The following is a 21,516-nucleotide window of genomic DNA, read 5'->3' as shown; positions in this document are numbered from 1 at the left end:
TCTTTTATAATGTCTTAATAATCAATTTAGAATTTAAAGTTGTACGTTACGGATGGCACCATTCCAAAAATGGATAGTCTTAAGGCTTCATTTCGTCCGGTATCTTCATTTTGACGGAAGGAAATGGAAGCGGCATTTTTACGGCTGTAAAGGTTGTAAATACTGAAAACCCATTCTCCCTGCCAGCCTTTTTTCTTATCCGGTTTTGGTACATAGGTAGCCGAAACATCCAGATGGTGGTACAACGGCAGACTGTTGTCGTTTCTTCCGCCATAGCTTGGCACGGAAATTCCCTGATATTGGTACTGACCGTTCGGGTAGGTTACCGGCTGTCCGGATTGTAACGCAAAGATTCCTCCAAAAGTCCATTTTTCATTATAGGCATAACTTCCCGTTACCGATAAATTATGGGTTTTGTCATAACCGGTACGGTACCAGTCACTGTTGTTGATCCCCAATTCGTCCGGTGTTCTTCCCGGTGTCTGCTGTTCCGATCGGGATAAGGTATAGGAAACCCATCCGGTTAATTTTCCGGTATTTTTACGAAGCAGAACTTCTAAACCGTAAGCACGGGCACGTCCGGGTAAGATAACCTGCTCAATGGCGTTATTCGCAATTAAGTCGGCACCGTCAATATAATCCACACGGTTTTTGATTTTTTTATAGAACGTTTCTAATTCCAGGGAATATTTGTCGTCACTGAAATTTTTAAAGTACCCCACAGCAAACTGATCCAGAATTTGCGGTTTCAGGAAATTATCACTTGGTGCCCAGACATCCAGTGGTGTTGGCGAAGCCGTATTGGAAATCAGGTGCAGGTACTGGCTCATACGGTTGTAACTCGCTTTTACCGACTGATCGTCGTTTAAAGCATAGGCAACCGATAAACGCGGTTCAAGATTGTTAAAGCTGGCAATGGTTTTATTGCTTCCGTAATATTCTGTTCCGATAGGCGTAGCTTTTTCATAGATTTTAATATCGTTGTTAAAAACTACAGCCTGGTCGTTTTGATATTTGTTAATGGTCTGTGCTCCCAATCTGTAAAACATGGAGTAACGCAAACCGTAATTAATGGAAAGGTTTTCGGTTACTTTTTGTTCGGCATCGATATATAAGGAAGGCTCAAAAGCATATTTTTTATCCAATTGATCCGCATTGATACCGGAATTCGGTTTATTCGGTTTAATGGTTCCCGGATTAAAGTCATAATAAATGGTATTCAATCCGTAGCTTAACTGCATTTTATCGGAAACGTAGTGTTTCAGGTCATATTTGAAATTGTAGTTTTTAATACCGGAATCCCAGTTAAAGCCTGCAAAATCAAGTGTTAAACCATAATAATAGTCACTGTAAATCAGGGACATATTGGAGAATAACTTGTTTGAAAACAGGTGGTTCCATCTTAAGTTCACAACGGTATTACCGTAGGTGTTTTCAAAGCTGTCGTTCAGGCTGAACACATCACGGCCAAAATAGCCGGACAGGTAAAGGTTGTTGTTGTCGTTTAATTTGTAGCTCAGTTTGGTATTCAGATCATAAAAGTAAGCCGAGTTTTTGTTGTCGGTTAATTTCAGGAACAAATGCGCATACGAGCTTCTTCCGGCAACAAGAAAAGAACCTTTGTCTTTAGAAATAGGGCCTTCGGCAAGCAAACGGCTCGAAATCAGACCGATTCCGCCATTCATGTGGAATTCCTTACTGTTTCCTTCTTTCTGGTAAATGTCCAGTACGGAAGACAAACGGCCTCCGAAACGCGCCGGAATACCGCCTTTATACAGCTTTAAATCCTTTATCGCATCGGAGTTAAAAACGGAAAAGAATCCGAAAAGGTGGGAAGAATTGTAAATGGTAGCTTCATCCAGTAAAATCAGGTTCTGATCGGCAGCACCGCCACGAACGTTAAATCCGGACGCCCCTTCACCGGCATTGGTTACACCGGGCAGGGTTAGTATGGACTTCAATACGTCTGTTTCCCCTAAAACAACCGGCATTTTTTTGATCTCCTTGATCGTGAGTTTGTTCACGCTCATTTCCGGACGCCGGATATCGACTTTCTTCTTGTTTTCGGTAATCACGACTTCCTGCAGATCCTGTGAATTTTCGCCCAGTGAAAAGTTTTTCCGGGTGTTCTGATTCAGGTCTATTGTCTGTTCGATACTCTGGTAGCCGATGTAATTAATCTGAACGTTGTAGGTCCCTTTGGGAACGGTAATGGAATAAAATCCATATTCGTTTGTAGTTGTACCGGTTTGCAGGCTTTTGATGTAGATAGTAACACCAATAAGTGTTTCGTTGTTCCTGGTATCCGAAATGGTACCGCTTAAGGTCACTTTCTCCTGAGAAAACAGATAACTCGTGGAGAGTAGCAGTAGGCTGATAATAATTTTAATGTTCATTTTTTGTAACTTTCGTTTTTTGATAGTGTTGATGATTAAAACTTTTGCAAAGATATTCTGTGAAGGAAAAATTAAGTTAAAATTTATTTAAAATATTGATTTATTATACAAATGGCGTTGGTATAAAAAACAACCTCTAATTTGCTGAAAGCATTTTGATTACTTTAAATTTGCCCTCATGAGACCACGCCTTACTTATGAGAACTTCTGGGTTCGAAATACCACTTTTTACCTACTGCTTTTTTTCCTTTTTTTCTTTAACGAATACGTCGAAAAGAAACCGGAAAAGACTTCAGAAAGAATTCTGGTCGAACTAATCGTAATATTATCAGCCATTTATTCGGCTGTGCTCTTTAGTAACGTAATTCTTGTAAGAAAATTTCTTTTGGAGAAAAAATATTTTACTTTTTTTAGGTTTTTCCTTGCTTTCTGGTGCTTTTACATTATTGTTCAGGTAACTTTTATGCGGTATATGGGGGAGTTTACCTCTCTTTTTAATGAGATATTGGGAACACTTTTTATGGTTTTTATCGGTTCCGGTATTTATTTTATCCATTTATGGGTCATACAAAATGTTTTCAGGACACAGAAAAAGCTTTTAAACTCACAGGCAGAGCTCACTTTTTTAAAGCAGCAGCTCAACCCGCACTTTTTACTCAATGCAATGAACAACCTGTATGGCGACGCACTGGCCGAACCGGAAACGGTTGCCGATAAGATCTTAAAGCTTTCCGGCTTGTTGCGCTACCAGATTGAGGCCACCAAAAAAGAATATGTTTCCCTGACGGAAGAAATTGATTTTGTAAACAAATACATTGGTTATCACCAGTATAAAAGCCACAATTTAAAAGTAACACAGGAGTGGCAAGGAAGCTATGAGGATTTTTATATCCTGCCGCTGGTTTTCATGACACTGATTGAAAATGCGGTCAAGTTTTCACTGGAATGCGAAAGCCCTTATGTGGATATAAACTGGAGCTTTAAGGACGACCACCTTATTTTTACCATTGAGAACAATTGTTTGAAAGAAGGTTCGTTTTTAGAGAGTACCGGCCTCGGACTGGAAAACCTGAGAAGGAGGCTGATCGTATCGTTCGTGAAGCATAAAATTACTATTGATAAGGATATTAGCGGAATTTTTAAATTAGAATTACAATTATGGAAGCTAAATATAAATGCTTAGTTGTTGATGACGAAAAGCCAGCTCACAAGGTCATCAGGTCGCATATTTCGCATTGTAAGGAACTGGAATATTGCGATAGTGCCTATAATGGAAATGAGGCAATGAATTTAATCAGGAAGCAGGAGTACGATATCATCTTTTTGGATATCAACATGCCTTTGGTGAGCGGTATCGAGTTGATGGAAACAATGCCGCAGCGGCCGGTTACGATTGTTACCACTGCCTATTCCGATTTTGCCCTGAAATCGTACCAGCATGATGCTGTGGATTATCTGCTAAAACCGATTTCGCTGTCGCTTTTTATGAAAGCAGTAGCAAAAGCCAAATTGTTTTGTGAAGCCCGGAACAGTAAAAACACCATTAAAAGCACCATACAGCTAAAGGTAAACGGAGAAATGATGGACGTGCTTTTAGACGATATTGTCTGTATTGAAAGTGTGGGCAATTACCTCAAAATATACCTTCAGTCCGGTGTGATTCCGGTGGTTGTTTACGGCAGTCTGATCGAAATCAAAGAAAATCTGGATGAGAATTTTATCCAGGTACACCGTTCACACATTGTAAACAGAAGCCACATGCACGGCAATACCAAACACAACCTGACCTTAACCGATGACAGAATAGTACCCATCGGGAGAAAATACCAGATTTTGATTGACAATGCTTAGTACATTGTTGTCCGGTTTCCTTTCAGCAAACAGCCGTATGGCTGTTTTTTTATTAAGAATAGGTTTACACTGCTTAAAAACATCCTTTTCTGCCTGTTTTTTGTGTTACATTTTTGTGATATTTTACCATTAAGTTTTAAAAAAACAATATCTGCGTTATATTGTTTTAACCGTCAAAGCCTATTGCCATTGTTCACATAATCGGTACATTTGTAACTCATGTATAATAAGGGAAAAGAGCAAATGAAGTATAGCAATGTTCAATTTTATTATGTAATGCTACTCATTTTTACATTAGGATTACCATACCATTCTATTGTAGCACAAACTATGTCTAAACAGGAACTATTGTTTAGAGAATCGGAAGAGTTGATCTATTCAAAACCCAACGAGGCTTTGAAAGTGGGACTGCACCTGCTCAAGCGGGTAACGTCCAGTAAAGAAAAGGCTAAAGTCAACTTCTTACTGGCAAGAATTTATGAAGTGAAAGGTGACTATAACAATGCGCTGACTTATTTGTTTGAAGCAGACAGGAATCCTTTTGACCTGGATAACAGGGATATGATTGAGGTTCCGGTAACCAAATCGATAATTTTAAGAGCGTTATATTTTGACGACCAATCCAAAAAATACTTTGATGTAGCCGAAAAACAGGCTTTAAAGATCAGTGACCGGAACGATAAAGCCTATGCAAAATCCTTACTGACGCTGGATAAATCCCTGATGTACCTGGATCGGGAAAAATATGAAGAAGCGGCACAGTTTATTGAAAAGCAGGGCGCTTCTTTTGAAAATACCATACGGGAATTTCCAACGATGTACCTGTGGTTTATGATCACCAAAGGAAGAGCATACTGCGGCTTAAATGATTACGAAAAAGGCCGTTTTTACTTTGAGAAGGTACTGGATTTATTAAAAAAGACAAGCATCAAAAACGATTATGCCGAAGTATACGCTTTAAGCGGAATTGCCTCTGTTTATTTTCATCAGAAAGACCACCAGAAAGCCCTTAAAGCCCTTTTGAGTGCCGGGCAGAAAGCCCAGCCGTTTGAAAATGTATACCTAACGGAAAGCATCAACAAACAGATAGCGATTAATTACCTGGCACTGAATGATAAAACGAATTATAAGTTTTACAATACCAATTTTCTGAAAGCCAATGCCGAAGTGGAAACGATAGAACAGGAATCGGTAAATACGGCTTTTAACCTGATCACACAGGATTATGAAAACATTTATAAGGTTAAGAAACAATGGTATAGCACGGTATTCTATATTGCGTTGGGACTGACATTTGTGGTTATACTCGTTTGCGGTTTGTTCTGGTTTAAATTTCAGTGGAAAAAGAAAAGACTGAAAGAGATTATCAACTACCTGGAAATTACCCGTAATAACCTGATTATCCGCTTTACCGAAAAGAAAGAGGTCAAAGAAGTCAGTAAAAAGAGCAATATTCCGCTGGAAACGGAACAGGCTTTGCTGAACAAGCTAAAGCGCTTTGAAAGTTCAACGAAGTTTACCAATAACGATATGTCGCTTGCCGTATTGGCAGGACAGTTTGAAACCAATACGAAATATTTATCGGAAATAATCAACAAGCACTATGATGTAAATTTCAATACATATATCAACAAACTGCGGATCAACTATATCGTGGAAAAACTAAAATCCGACCCCAATTTCAGAAACTATAAGATCAGTTACCTGGCCGAAAACAGTGGCTTTTCGTCCCATAGCAGCTTTGCTACCGTATTTAAATCGATAACCGGAATTGCACCGATAACGTTTATTGAGCTTTTAAAAAGCGAAATGGAAGTTAGTAATTCACAATAGTACCGCTATGAAACGAAACAGTACTTTACTCGCCGTATTCTTTCTTTTGATTGGTGTAGGTTTATCTGCCCAGTCGGGTAAAAACTTTGACAGCCTGATCCGGGCAAGTAGCCTGGAAATATACGGCAATCCGGATAAGGCAATCGCAGCCGGAAAAGAGGTTGTGAGCAAAGCCGGGAATGATATCAATACCAAAATACGCGGTTATAAGCTCATTTCTGATGCTTATTCCTCCAAACGGGATTATGAAAAGTCTTTGGAATATGTGATCAAGGCGAACCAGCTGTTGCCGCAATCCAGCGACAAGCTGCTTAAGATTCTGATTATCAACAAAGCCGGAATCCAGTACCACCAGCTAAAAATTTACGATAAAGCCATCCAGTATCTGGATCAGGCAGAACAGTTAAGCTTCGAATATCCGGTGCGCGATTCGGTCAGGATCAATCTCGGGATCAATTATATCGTGAGAGGGTTTATCTATAAAGAAAAACTAAACTGTGATATCGCGATAACCTTTTTTGACAAAGGTATTCACGAGATCCTGCAGGGGACTGACCAGATGGGCGGCGCCAGTAAAATCAGTATTGCCAAATACAACAAAGGCAATTGCTATATACTCATGTCCGATAACGAAGCAGCAATAAAGAGCTTTGAAGAATCGAGTGCTTTGGCAAAACAGGTAGATGCCTACAGCCTTCAGGGATTTGCTTTAAAAGGGCTGGCACAGGTGTACACACTGGAAGGCAAATATCAGGAAGCGATTGCAACACTGGAACAGGCACTCAAAATTTCGGGCAATGTGGAAGACCTGGTACTGAATCAGGAAATATACAAAGGTTTGTCTGAAAACTACCTCGCCGTTAACGAATGGAGTACCTATAAAAACTACCGTTCAAAATATCTGCAGGTGCAAACCAAGGTCAAAGAAAGAGAAAGAAAGTCTATAAGTGATTCGTTAAATGAGATTGAGAAAGAGGAAAAAATTAAGCTTAAAAATGCTATTCCCAAATTTATATACGGTTTTATTTGCCTTTTTGTTATTGCAGTTCTGGCTGTAATTGGCTTCATTATTGCCGCGAAAAAATCCAAAACAAGTATCGATAGACTTAATAATGTAATCAAAAGCTTACAAAATGAAAAACCTTTAAATTAATGTAAATAAAAAGTTAATTTTTTATTTAAGTAATTGTTTTTTAGGTGTTTAAAGTTGTTTTTCAGCTTTAAAAATTCAGTAAACCACAAAGCCTTATCCTATTATAGTAGCATTAGTGTAATTATTTTTATTGCAAAACTATTAACTAACAAGTAATGAAAATGCAAAAAAAATTACAATTAACTACTTTAGGTTTTTTGTGGATTGGCTTTCTTGATTTCTTATCAGGATTTCATGAATGCTTATTGCACAAAAAAATAAAAGGGAAGATTTTGACTTTTCTTCTTTTTTTATTTTCTGTTTCAGGTTACAGTCAGCTGAGCACTGAAAATTTTGAAGGAGGAATTCCGGCTACCTGGAAAAAATTCCAAACGCCGGGCCCGACACTTCTTTGGGACATTTCTAATGATGGTTACCTGGGAGGTAATGCTGCTTATATTAATCCGGCTTCCGTGAACATCGGAGCGGGTAATACGGCAGAATACTTTTTAGTTACGCCATCGGTAACACCCATACCAAACGGAGAAATCCGGTTTTTTACCAAACAGGGGAGTGCCACCAATAACGGTACGATTTACCAGCTAAGGCTTTCTACTGCCACACAGCCGGATATCAACGGATTTACCGTGGTATTAAAATCCTGGACGGAAGCCGAACTGAATTCGGGTTCACCAACTGCTTATGAGGAAAAGGTGGTTCCGATTCCGGCCGATCTGCCGTCGAATCTTAATTTTTATGTTGCATTTGTTGCCGTTAATACCCAAACAGGCGCTGCTCCTTCGGGCGATTCCTGGTTTGTAGACAATGTAAGGGTTGTGGAATCTTGTTTAAAAGTAACACAGCCTAATTTTACCGTTAGCAACATTACGGCTAACAGTGCGAATTTATCATGGACACATCCGTCGGCTACTTCTTTTGAAGTTCAGGTAGTACCGCAGGGAACGGCTCCGGCAGCAAACGGAACGGTTGTTGCCAATTCCTATCCGGCCGGTTCACTGGCAGCCAATACGTTTTATGATGTGTATATCAAAACATTATGCGGCGGTTCCGTCCCTACGAGTGAATGGGCAGGACCATTTTCTTTTAAAACATCGATTTTAGGATTATCCTGTTCAACGCCAATCGTTATTCCGGATGTGACAACACAGCCGTTTACGCTATCGACCAATCTGAACTTGTATGAAAACGCGGCAGTAACCTATCCGAACCAGGGAACAGGATGTTTATCACCGGCAGTAACCGGGAATTACCTGGCTGGTGCCAAAGCGTTCTTAACCTATACACCCACAGCAAACGGGCTGATCACGATAACACAGACCACGCTGGGCGGAACAGGATGTTACAATAACTCAACAGGAGTTTTTGTTTACGACAGCTGTGCCAATGTTGGTGTTTCCTGTATTGCAGGTGTGAGCACCTCAGCGGCAAACGTTCCAAAGCGAATCCAGAACTTATTTGTTCAGGCAGGCCACACGTATGTGATTGTGGTATCGTCTAATTTACTGGCTACGGCAAGTATCTGTTTTACACTAAAAGTGGAAGGTGGCAATTGTGCGCCGCCGGCAAACTATACCTACAAGGATTTGTTGCAAAACAGTGTATCGTTTTCCTGGGATAACGTTGGTGGTTTTGCCACTGCCTGGGAATACAAAGCAGTACCAACCGGATCGGGCGCTCCTGCAGGAGCCGGTACGCCAACAACGACAAATCTTAACAATGTGATCAATACCGGATTGGCTCCGGGTACTTCGTATGATTTATATGTAAGATCGGTTTGTAATAATATTCCGGGAAGCTGGGGATTGCCTTATAAATTTACAACCCAGTGTCCGGTATTTTCAACACCATATTCCACACAGTTCACAGGAGCATCGGCTACTGTGCCTACACCTTGCTGGACGGCAGTTGACGTTAACGGCGACGGACAGACATGGTCTTATCTGGGCGGATATGCCACGATGCAGACCAGTACATACCAGAACTATAACAACGATATGTTTGCATCGCCTCAGGTAAATCTGAGCGGAGTACCAAAAAGACTGCGTTACAAACATCAGGTTGTTGGCGGGGTATCCAGTTATGCTATTCGTATTTCCACAACGGGAATAGGGGCACAGAACTTTACGATTGAACTGGCACCGGATACGCAGATTACCAATACAACCTGGCAGGAAAAAATCATCAATATTCCGACTTCGATTACAGGACCGGTTAATATTGCTTTTGTTGTTAGTCCGGCAACCGGTCATACGGCAACAAGAATTTCTATTGATGATGTTTTTATTGAAGACAAACCGGCATGTCCGGATCCGTTGAGCCCTACCGCTCAGAATATCACGGAAAACCAGGCGTTATTGTCCTGGACAAACGGAGATACCGAAACACAGTGGCAGGTATCGGTTCAGCCATACGGAGCAGGAGTTCCTACAGGTTCAGGAGTACTTGTTAACTCGAATCCTTATCTGGCAACCTTGTTAAATCCGGCTACGCATTATGAATATTATGTGAGAGCCTACTGTTCGGCTACACAAACCAGTAACTGGATCGGGCCGTTCGATTTTACAACTGCCTGTATCACTTTCCCGACACCGTTCTCGGAAAGTTTTAATGATACGGATCCTACCACTAAAAAATTCTGCTGGTCTACCAATAATGCCAACAATGATGGCGCGCAATGGACTATAGGCACAACAGAAGCAAGAATACAAAGAGGTTTTATGGGACCAAACTCTTTTAATGACTGGTTGATTACTCCGGCAATTAATGTGTCCGGAAACAAAAAACTTTCGTTTAAATACAGAGCTTTGGCTACGCCATTCACGATAAATCCAAGACACGGTATCGAAGTATTGATTTCTACTACCGATACGAACCCGTCAAGCTTTACCGTTATCTCGCCTTTAATGGAATTTACCAATACGGTATACCAGGAAAAATCCCTGTATTTCACGGCTAACGGACCGGTATATATCGCTTTCCGCGTACCACCGGAATTAAGTTCACCGGCTACAGCTTCTACATTAAATCTTGATGATGTAGTAATTGAAGATGCTCCGGCATGTCCAAATCCGTCTAACTTAACAGCGGCTGATATTACAGAGGATTCTGCTGCCTTATCATGGGTTCCGGGTTATGCCGAATCTGCCTGGGAAGTAAAAATCCAGATCGCCGGTACAACTAATGCGACCGTTACACCGGTGAGCAGCAGTACGTATACACCAAATACCCTATTGCCGAATACGATCTATGAATATTACGTGAGAGCTTCCTGCGGCAGCGGTGTTTACAGTGACTGGATAGGGCCATTTACTTTCAGAACTTTATGTAACCCTATTAATGCGCCATTTACAGAAACGTTCAACAGTAATTCTCAAACAGAAGATTGCTGGAGAATCGTGAACAACAACAACGATTCTAACAAATGGAACATGAATGTAACGGTTAATCCGTATGAAGGAGACCAGATGGCCGGTATGTTTACCGGAAGCAACGGTCAGAATGAAGACTGGCTGATCTCGCCAACGATTAACGTGGCAGCCAATCAAAGATTACGTTATTACTACCGTGTAAACGACAGCTTCTTTACCGAAGATTTAAAAGTACGTTTATCGACTAACGGTATCGCACTGGATCAGTTTACGACTATTTTATACGATTCTGCTACAGATCCTGTATTGATCAACAATGTGGAATACAAGGAAAAAATAATTAACCTTCCGGCAGGAATTACCGGGAATATTAATATTGCGTTCCATGTACCGTTTTATCAAAGTACCGGTCCTTACAGAGGTCAGTTATTGTTTATTGACAATGTGGTAATTGAAGATATTCCGGCTTGTCCGCAGCCATCCAATTTAATGGCGCAAAACGTAACCGATACGGAAGCGCAAATTTCATGGGATGCAAACGGAACTACAGCTCCGTGGGAAATATCGGTACAGCCTTATGGAACTCCGGCTCCGGTGGGGAACACTTTACCGCAATACCTGCATACGGCAGGAACCAACCCGTATACAATTACCAATTTAACACCGGCATTAAAATACCAGTACTATGTGAGAGCACTTTGTAGTGGTTCACAGCAAAGCGAATGGGTTGGACCGTTTGAGTTCACGACCAAATGTAGTTTCGAAAACCTGTGTGAATATACTATTGTTTTATCCAGTGGTAATTCCTTTGGAGTGGGTGGTGGAATCAATGTAATGCAAAACGGAATGTTGGTGCAAACGCTGGAATTCCCTACAGGACCTTTTAATACGGTACCACCACCGGCAGAATATACGCTGCTGTTGTGTAGCGGAGTGGAATACTCTTTATTCTGGGACTCTATCGGAACCGCACCGGGACAATATCCTAATGCACAGGTTCAGGTTAAAGATGCTTCCGGAACGGTGGTTTGGGCAAGCCCGATGGGACTTGGAACACCAAGAACAACCTTATACACCGGACTTTCCATTTGCGGAACCGTTACCTGTCCGCAGCCGACAAACTTACAGGTAAATGCGCAATCAGAGTTTTCCTGGACAGCAGGCGGAACAGAAACACAATGGGAAGTATTTATACAACCGGTTGGCAACGGAACATTGCCGCAATCGGGAACTATTGTTAACACGACTTCTTATGTACCGCAACCGGCAGATTTCAACTCGCAGACCGCAACAACATTCGAATATTTTGTGCGTGCTATCTGTAGTGCAACGAACAAAAGCTACTGGTCCGGACCAAAAGTATTCATCAGAAATGATGAACCGTCAATGGCAATCAGAATCCCGGTTAACCCGAATGAAGAATGTAATACCTCAGCCAGCGATGTAACCTTTAACGGGGCTACGGCATCGGCAACACCAATGAGCTGTGGTGGTATCAATGGTGGTGATATCTGGTTTGAATTTGATGCTACATCAAAAGTTCATATTATCGAGGCAAACGGATTTACCGGTAACTTCTACCAATCATCCGGAGATGAGCCGTATCCGAACATGACGATGACGCTTTATAAAGTAGGCACAAACGGTGTACTGGAAGAAAAAGCGTGCAGCAATAACAACGTAATTGTGGCGATGTATATGTCTGAATTAGTTGTTGGAGAAACCTATAAAGTACGCCTTACCCTAAACAGTACCGTTCCGAGTACCCGAAAATTCAATGTGTGTGTTAAAACACCGGTGGATTTATGTGATATAAATGCGGTGAACCATGGTTTTGAATTCCCGCCTATGCAAACGGTTACCGGAGTTACGACCATCGGTACGCAATATGTTGTACCGGGATGGAGGGTTAATTTAGATACCTGGAGTGCTATTTTCTTTACAGAAGCATTAAATGCGATTAATTTAGGACCTTATTCCGGAGGACAATGTATTCAGATATTGAGTGATCCGGAAGAAGACTGGAATCCTAACGATCCAAACATCAAAGGAATATATAAAGAATTTGATACATCCGAAATTACCCAGATGGATTATAGTTTTGCACATGCAGCCCGATCCAGCAACGGTAGTTCACTACAATTATTTGCAGGACCGCCGGCAGGACCATTCACGTTAGTGCTGGAATCGGCTTCACCGGGGCCAATCTGGCACCTGAATACCGGATCATACGCAGTTCCGGCAGGTCAGAACGTTACCCGTTTTATTTTCAGATCCAAAGAAAATATAATCGGAAACCTTTTAGATGAGGCTAATTTTAAAGCGAATGTGGCTATTAAAACAGCGGCTCACACTTTAAACTGTAGTCAGAATACCACTACTGTTGAAGCAGAAGGTGTAGGGCAATGGGTAGCCGCTGCGAATAATCCGGCTACTACGGTTATTGCCACACCAAATAACAAAACAACAGCGATTTCCGGATTTACAACACCGGGTGTTTATACATTCTATTGGAGAACACGTTATTGTGAAAAATCGATCGCGATTACCTATGAAGGAATCAGCGATGCACCGGTAGTAACCACTCCGGTTGTTTATTGCCAGAATGCGACAGCGACTGCCTTAACCGCTACACCACCGGCAAACCATACCTTATTATGGTATACAGATGCTGTGGGCGGAACAGGAAATCCTGTTGCTCCGGTACCGGTTACAACTACTGTAGGAAATACTTCTTACTATGTGAGCCTTACCGATACTAACGGATGTGTAGGACCAAGAACAGAAATTGTTGTTCAGGTAAATGTTTTACCTGTTGCTACGATAACTGCTCCGGCTCCGGTTTGTTCCGGAACGACGGCTACCGTTACTTTTAACGGTACACCAAATGCGGTTATTACATATACTGTGGACGGTGGTGCGAACCAAACGGTAACGTTAGACACCAATGGTGTTGCTACCGTTACAACTCCTGCCTTAACGGTGAACAGTGTGTACACTTTGGTAAGTGTTACCGAAACCGGTACCAATGCCTGTATGCAAAACCTGACCGCTTCGGCAACAGTGAACGTATTGGCATTGCCAACGGCAGCAATATCGGGCAGTACAACGATCTGCTCCGGTGATACGGCTGCAATCACGATTACCGGTACGCCAAATGCCACAGTAACCTATACGGTAAATGGCGGTGCACAGCAAACCGTAGTTTTAGATGCAACCGGAACGGCTGTATTGAACACGGCTGCGATTACGGCAACCACTACTTTTGAATTGGTAGGGGCTACTTCTGCGGCTTCGTCCTGTACGGCAGCGGTAACCGGTTCGGCTGTGATTACAGTAGCTGCATTACCAACTGCTACGATTTCCGGAACGGCTACCATTTGCTCCGGAAACACAACAACGATCACGTTTACCGGTACACCAAATGCTGTAGTAACCTACAACGTAAATGGTGGTGCGAACCAAACGATTGTATTGGATGCTGCCGGAAACGCGACTATTGTAACCGGAAATGCGGGTACCTATACTATTGTAAATGTAACGGCTTCCGGAGCATTAGCGTGCAGCCAGGCGGTATCAGACTCGGTTGTGATCACCGTGACACCGCTAACAGCACCAAATGTAACGTTCAGTTATGCAACAACCTGTGTAAATGCAACGGTAAATCCTTTACCGGTATTACCGGCAGGCTTTACAACCGGCGGAGTATTCAGCTCGGCGACGGTAACGGTTAATGCAGCTACAGGAGCTATTGATTTAGCAACGGCTACTGCCGGAACACACCAGGTGCAATATGTTGTAACTGCTGATCAGGCAAACTGTATTGGCGGCGACAGCTATACGGCAACGATAGTGTTAACCACAGGAGTAAACCCGGTAACGGCCTTTACGTATGACAATACTTATTGTGCCGGCAGTCCGAATGCTTTCCCAGTGACAGCATCAGGATTTACACAGGGAGGTACTTTCAGTGCCGGAACAGGTTTGACGATCAATGGTACTACAGGAGAAATCAATATTGCAGGAAGCACACCGGGAACCTATACCATTACCTATTTGGTACAGCAGGATGCGGCAACGTGTAATACGGGTGGATCGGATATTTTCACGATCACTATTTCCCAGTCCATTGCAGTAGCAGTTGAAAGTGCCTGCGAATCGGAAACGTTAGTATTGAAAGCGGTTCCGGTAAACGGTTCTTACAACCCTGATACGGTGAGTTATATCTGGAAAGACTACAATAACATTACGGTAGGTACCAATGCCGAAACATTTAATGTGGATCAGTATCTGGCACAAAACCCGACAGCTGGTTTACCATTGAATTTTAGTGTTACGGTACTTTCCGGAAACTGTAGCGGTTCGGCACCATTTACGGTAACCAATAATCCTTGTAAAATGATCCCTAAAGGTATTTCTCCAAACAATGACGGAGCGAACGATGCCTTTGATCTGACAGGATTAGGAGTGAGAGAACTTTCCATTTTCAACCGTTACGGTACAGAAGTGTATTCTTTCAAAGGAAACTATACCAACCAATGGAATGGTGTGTCCGGCAATGGAAACGAGTTACCAGACGGAACGTATTTCTATGCGATTCATAAAGAAAACGGAACAACTGTAACCGGTTGGGTATATATAAACAGAGAACACTAATCAATAAATTAAAATGCAGTCTGTTTGTTTTCAGGCAGACTGTATTTTTAAAAGTAATAAATAGCCGAATATGAAAAAACTATATTTTGCAGCTTTGCTAATAGTTATGGTTGCTTTAGAGGTCAAAGCACAGCAAGATCCGCATTATACACAATATATGTATAATATGAATGTCATGAATCCGGCTTATGCAGGATCCAAAGAGAGTTTATCCGGAGGATTATTATACAGACAGCAGTGGGTTGACATACAGGGAGCTCCTAAAACAGCGACCTTATCCCTGCACAGTCCGGTTGGAAAAAATGTTGGATTAGGGTTATCTGCCGTTTCCGATAAAATTGGTCCGGTGGAAGAAAATAATGTCTATGCCGATTTCTCCTATACGTTAAATTTAGGTGGCGAACACCGTTTGGCACTTGGACTTAAAGCCGGGGCGACATTCCAGAAAATCGGATTGTTCTCGGAAATCGGTAACGGATTTGTACCGCAGCCGGGTGATGTTGCCTTCCGGGAAGATACCAGCAATACCTATTTTAATGTGGGTACCGGGGTCTTTTATTATACGCAGCACTATTACCTGGCCTTTTCGGTACCCAGCATGTTGAAAAAAACACATCTGGATGTTACTCAAAACGGACAGGAATACAATTTCGGAAGCGAAACACAGCACTATTTCTTAACAGGAGGATATGTGTTTAACCTGACCGATAATATGAAATTTAAGCCCTCTTTTATGGTAAAGTCGGCATTTCAGGCACCAACCTCATTAGATTTGTCAGCAAATGTTTTATTTTTTGATAAGTTCGAACTGGGAGCAACGTACCGACTGGATGATTCCTTTGGCGGAATGGTGAATTATGCCATTACACCCAACATCAAAATCGGATACGCTTATGACCATATTGTTTCAGACTTAAAGGTAACAACGCCGGCTTCACATGAATTTATGTTGTTATTTGATTTGAACTTCCCGAAAAAAGTATCACTTTCACCAAGATATTTCTAAACCAAAGGATATAAAATGAAAAAACAGTATATAACATTAGGCTTAATGCTACTGCTAACAGCAGGTTACGGACAAAACAAAGCGACAGAAAAGGCAGACCAGCTTTTTGAAAGCTACCAGTATGTGGGGGCTATTGAGGAATATTTGAAATTAGCGGAAAGTAAAAATGCTAATGAATATGTCTATACTCAGCTGGCAGACAGTTACTACAATGTATTCAACATGAGCGAAGCGGCCAAATGGTATGCCAAAGCAACGGAAGGCAAAGCTGCGGCAGAAACCTATTACCGTTATGCGCAAACGCTGAAAGCATTGGGAAAATACCAGGATGCCAATAAACAAATGGATGCCTTTGCCCGTTTGATGCCAAATGATGTCAGAGCAAAAGAACACAAAGCAAATCCCAATTATATTCCCAGCCTGACCAACCGTACAAAAATGTTTGATGTGGCGGCTACGAACATAAACAGTAAAGGACAAAGCGATTTTGGAGCGGTACTCACCAATGACAAAACACTTTATTTTACCAGTACCCGAAATACCGCTAAGAAAACGGATAAATGGGCGAATCAGCCGTACCTGGATATTTTCCAGGCAACCCGAAATGAAGACGGAACGTTTACAGAACCCAAACCGGTTGATGAGCTGAATACTCCTTTCCACGATGGTCCGGTTACCATTAGCAGTGACGGCAAAACGATGTTTTTTGCCCGCGACGGTCATAGTGCCGGACAATATGAAAGAAGCAAGAACAGCAATACCAAAGTAGGGCAGCAGGGTTTGTATAAAGCCACAAAAACAGATGGAAAATGGGGACAGATTGAAGCCCTTCCGATAAACAGTACGGCCTATTCGATAACCAATCCGAGTTTGAGTAAAGACGGTAAGACCTTGTATTTTGCTTCCAATATGCCGGGTGGTTTAGGAGAATCGGATATCTGGAAAGTAGCGGTAGAACCAACAGGATATGGCAAACCGCAAAACCTGGGCGCTGCGGTAAATACACCCGGAAAAGAGAACTTTCCGTTTATCACGGACGATAATATCTTATATTTTGCTTCTTCCGGAAAACAGGGATTTGGCGGATTGGATGTCTTTAAAATTGATTTAGGAACTTCCGAAACAGCCCAAAACGTTGGAAAACCGGTGAACAGTGAAAAAGATGATTTCTCTTTCAGCTTTAATAAAACCCTGAACATCGGTTACTTTTCTTCTAACCGTGACGGTTCGGATGCTATTTATATGGCTACACCGGTTTGTTCGGCAGAAGCGATTGCTTTGGTGACCAATAAAAAAACAGGAGCACTGTTAACCAATGCTTCGGTGGCTATACTGGATGCTAAAGGAAATATCATTGCAACCAAACAAACCAATGCCGAAGGAAAAGTAAGTTATAATGTGGACTGTGAAACGGCTTATGTGTTCCAGGCAACAGCCCCTAATTTTGAAGCCGGAACCTTCCCGGTTCAGAAAATAAAATCGGGTGAAATGATGGTCGAAACACCATTAGTACCGGTAGAAGTTATCATTACCGATAAGGAAGTATTGCTGAATCCGGTGTATTTCGATTTCAACAAAAGCAATATTACAGAGCAGGGTGCGAATGAGCTGAACAAACTGGTTAAGGTGATGAAAGATCATCCGGCAATGGTAATCATGGTAAAATCACATACCGATTCCAAAGGTAGTGCCGCTTACAACCTGAAATTGTCCGAACAAAGAGCACAGGCAACCGTACAATACCTGATCTCGAAAGGCATTGAAAAAGACCGTATTTCCGGAAAAGGATATGGAAGTTCGGAGCTTAAAATCAATTGTACGAACTGTACAGAAGAAGAACACTCTCAAAACAGACGTTCTGAATTTGTAATCATTAAAAAATAGATCTGAATCATCTCTTATTGAAAGTTGGGAATACAAAACAGTCTCATGGTTTTTTGGAAGTTAACAACAGATAGTTCGCGATTTTCATAAGAGATATTAGATCGGTTTCAATAAAAAAACAATAGCTAACCTTGATGCATACAGTCGGGGTTGGCTATTGTTCATCAATAAAAAACTGATAAATGAAGAAATTTCTATTAGCATTGTTAGCCGTAATTTTCTCAAATGTGGCGATTGCTCAAAACCAGCCTAACGATTGCGTCAATGCCATTACGGTTTGCGGTAATGGTACTTTTAGTTCCAATGCCAGCGGTATTGGAGCGGTTCAGGAAGTTTCCGGTTGTGGGGGAGCGGAACACAATTCGATTTGGCTAAAAATCAATGTGGTTCAGGCGGGAACATTGGGTTTTAACATTATCCCTAATGATACCAATATTGTTGTGGATTACGATTTCTGGGTTTACGGGCCAAACAGAACCTGTTCGAATCTGGGCAGCCCGATACGCTGTGCAACCACCAATCCGCAACTGGCAGGAATGACCAATAATCATACGGGAATGAACGGGGCAACAACCCTAACGCAAACAGGCCCGGGTGCTAATGGTAACGGTTATGTCCGCTGGTTAAATGTTACGCCGGGACAATCCTATTATATTGCAATTGACCGGCCGGAAGGCGATGGCGGATTTGATCTGGAATGGACCGGAACGGCAACTCTGAACGGAGGCGCTTTTGCACCGCCGCCGGTTGCCAATACTATTGCCGATTTAAAAGTGTGCAGTGCAACCCCGAATATCGGTCTTTTTGACCTGAATAGTGTAAGAAGCCAGATCAATCCGGATCTTGCCAATAATACAATAACTTTTCATACAACGCTTGCCAACGCAAACGATGGTATTGCACCATTGCCTAATATTATAGCCAATACGGTTAATCCCCAGACAATTTATGCGAGAGTAACGAATACTACTTCCGGATGCTACAGTATCACGGATTTTAAACTGATTGTTTATCCGGTTCCTACGGCTAATTTAAGTGTTGCGCCAACGGCTATATGTGCCGGTGAAAATGCAACGGTTACTTTTACCGGAACTCCGGATGGAACTATTGAATATACGATTAACGGCGGTGCAGTTCAGACAGCAGTTTTAAATGCTGCCGGGACATTTACCTTGACACAGACACTAACAGCCGACACAACTTATACCTTAAGTTATATTAAGATCATCGATAATAACGGAACGATGCTCTGCTCGCAGGCGTTGAACGCTTCTGTAACCGTAACCGTTAGTCCGCTGCCGGTAGCAACGATATCCGGAACAGCCACTATATGTTCGGGCGACGCTGCAACAATTACCTTTAACGGAACACCTAACGCTACGGTTACTTATACTTTTAACGGAGGGGCAAACCAGCAAATTGTACTGGATGCTGCGGGAACCGCCACGCTTACCGGCGGAACGGCAGGAACCTACAACCTGGTTAGTGCTGCGACTACCGGAACACCGGCTTGCAGCCAGCCTCAAACGGGATCTGTGACCATTACAACCACGTCGTTGCCTACAGCTGCAATAACAGGAACAGCTCCGGTTTGTTCCGGTACCACGGCAACGATTACTTTTAGCGGAACGCCCGGCGCAACCGTTACCTATACTGTTGATGCTAACCCAAATGAGTTTATAACGCTAAACGGAACGGGAACAGCTACAGTAACAACACCAGTCTTAACGAATTCAAGTACATACACTTTGGTTGCTGTAGCTTCTGCCGGTACACCGTCCTGTAGCCAGCCGTTAACAGCTGCCCATACGGTAAACGTTATTCAGGCACCAGTTATCAATACGCCGGCAGCTTTTGAAGTGTGCAGCAACAACAGTACTAATGCGTTTGCGGTTTTTGACCTGACAACCAGGATCAATGAAATTACCGGCGGCTATACGGCCTATACGGTAACTTTTCATGAAACGCAGGCCGATGCCAATGCGGGAACCAACCCAAAAGGACCTTTATATACCAACATTAACCCGGTGACTCAAACCTTGTATGTCAGGGTGGTTAGTGGCGGAGCCAATCAGTGTGCTTCCTTTACAACCTTATTGTTAAAGGTAATTGCACGTCCGGCACTCAATCCGGATGTGACAAACTATGAAGTATGCGAAACAAGTGTACCGGGCGATGGTTTTGAAATATTTGATCTGACGGTTAAAAACACCCAGTTAATCAACGGCCAGACCGGCGTTTCGGTGTCGTATTATATCAGCCAGGCTGATGCCCAGTCCGGAACGGCTCCGATTGTTCCGGCAACAGCGTTTCCCAATACGGGGAACCCGCAGACCATCTGGTATCAGTTGAGAAATACAACCGGATGTATAAGTGTGGGCTCTTTCCAGTTAATTGTAAATCCGTCACCGGTCATTACGCCATTAAATCCAATGAATGCCTGTAGTAACGGAACAACTACCACGGCGGCGTTTGATCTGGCATTAAACAATCCGCTTGTAACGGGTGGTGTTGCCGGTTTGCAGGTGAGTTATCACTTAACGCAGGGAGATGCTAATACCGGACTGAATCCGTTACCGATACCGTATACCAGCGGACCGGCGACCATATTTGTTCGTGTTAAAAATCCGGTAACCGGATGTTTTGCAACCACCACTTTGGAACTGAATATCACTCAGGGACCGCTTGCGGTAACCCCGCAGCCTCTGGAATATTGCGATCCCAATAACGACGGATTCGGTCCGTTCGACTTAAACGGTGTTGCAGCAGTAATAGCCGGAGGAACTATTCCGCCCGGCGTTTCGGTGACTTTCCATGAAACACCGGAAGATGCGCAATTGGAACTGAATGCTCTTCAAAGCCCTTATACCAATATCAATCCGTGGACACAAACGCTTTATGTAAACGTTAGTTATACCTTAACCAGCTGTACCAATACGGTACAACTACAGTTAATCGTACATGAAACACCGGAAGCCGTGACACCAACACCGTTAGTGATTTGTGATGACAATACAGCCGATGGTTTTGCGGCTTTTGACCTTACCGTTAAGGCATCCGAAATTTTAGGGACATTAAATCCGGCCAACCATACGCTTAGCTATCATGTGAACCTGAATGATGCACAGGCAGGAATCAATATAATCAATAACATATTCAGCTATACCAACATTACGAATCCACAGGTTATTTATGTTCGTGTCACGCATAACACAACCGGCTGTTTTGATGTTGTTTCATTAAAACTAATAGTCAACCCATTACCGGTTGTGCCAATGCCAGTACCGGCTTACTCATTATGTGACTATACCGGACTACCGTTATATGAAGAATTCGATTTATCGACTAAGATTCCGGAAATCATCGGAA

The 21,516-nt window shown here is 42.5% G+C and carries 9 protein-coding genes; 8 read left to right on the top strand and 1 reads right to left on the bottom strand.

Annotation, left to right across the window (positions count from 1 at the left end; all coding sequences use genetic code 11):
• Positions 1–26: 26 nt before the first annotated feature.
• Entirely contained in the window at positions 27–2,396 is a 2,370-nt protein-coding gene (locus tag BGO42_RS13205) for a TonB-dependent receptor (protein ID WP_177734228.1), read from the bottom strand.
• Between the two features lie 178 nt (positions 2,397–2,574).
• Here BGO42_RS13205 and BGO42_RS13200 point away from each other — a divergent pair, with 178 nt between their 5' ends.
• The 8 genes from BGO42_RS13200 to BGO42_RS13165 form a co-directional block, all read left to right on the top strand.
• Complete coding sequence (locus tag BGO42_RS13200; RefSeq protein ID WP_177734229.1) at positions 2,575–3,579, top strand: sensor histidine kinase; 1,005 nt, start codon at positions 2,575–2,577, stop codon at positions 3,577–3,579.
• Positions 3,555–4,247 carry a LytR/AlgR family response regulator transcription factor gene (locus BGO42_RS13195; RefSeq protein ID WP_273244945.1) on the top strand — a complete coding sequence of 231 codons (693 nt, stop codon included), beginning with the start codon at positions 3,555–3,557 and terminating at the stop codon, positions 4,245–4,247. Before BGO42_RS13200 ends, BGO42_RS13195 begins: the two co-directional genes overlap by 25 nt.
• Before the next feature lie 276 nt (positions 4,248–4,523).
• Positions 4,524–6,080 carry a helix-turn-helix domain-containing protein gene (locus BGO42_RS13190; RefSeq protein WP_273244947.1) on the top strand — a complete coding sequence of 519 codons (1,557 nt, stop codon included), beginning with the start codon at positions 4,524–4,526 and terminating at the stop codon, positions 6,078–6,080.
• 7 nt (positions 6,081–6,087) lie between these two features.
• On the top strand, positions 6,088–7,233 hold the full coding sequence (locus BGO42_RS13185; RefSeq protein ID WP_273244950.1) for a tetratricopeptide repeat protein: 1,146 nt from the start codon (positions 6,088–6,090) through the stop codon (positions 7,231–7,233).
• 272 nt (positions 7,234–7,505) lie between these two features.
• Positions 7,506–15,257, top strand: coding sequence for a choice-of-anchor J domain-containing protein (locus BGO42_RS13180; protein ID WP_273244952.1), 7,752 nt, complete (start codon positions 7,506–7,508; stop codon positions 15,255–15,257).
• A gap of 70 nt (positions 15,258–15,327) precedes the next feature.
• Positions 15,328–16,263, top strand: coding sequence for a PorP/SprF family type IX secretion system membrane protein (locus tag BGO42_RS13175; RefSeq protein WP_177734234.1), 936 nt, complete (start codon positions 15,328–15,330; stop codon positions 16,261–16,263).
• A gap of 15 nt (positions 16,264–16,278) precedes the next feature.
• The gene (locus tag BGO42_RS13170; protein WP_273244955.1) at positions 16,279–18,147 is read left to right on the top strand and encodes an OmpA family protein; all 1,869 of its coding nucleotides are present in this window, start codon (positions 16,279–16,281) and stop codon (positions 18,145–18,147) included.
• A gap of 182 nt (positions 18,148–18,329) precedes the next feature.
• Positions 18,330–21,516, top strand: a 3,187-nt coding sequence (locus BGO42_RS13165; protein WP_502686367.1) for an FIDD domain-containing protein, incomplete at its 3' end; no start/stop codon positions are given.

Origin of the sequence: Flavobacterium sp. 40-81 (genome assembly GCF_001898245.1) — a bacterium.
Lineage (GTDB): Bacteria > Bacteroidota > Bacteroidia > Flavobacteriales > Flavobacteriaceae > Flavobacterium > Flavobacterium inviolabile.
Note: the sequence above shows the minus strand (reverse complement) of the source record. Positions and strands in the feature narration are given on the sequence as shown.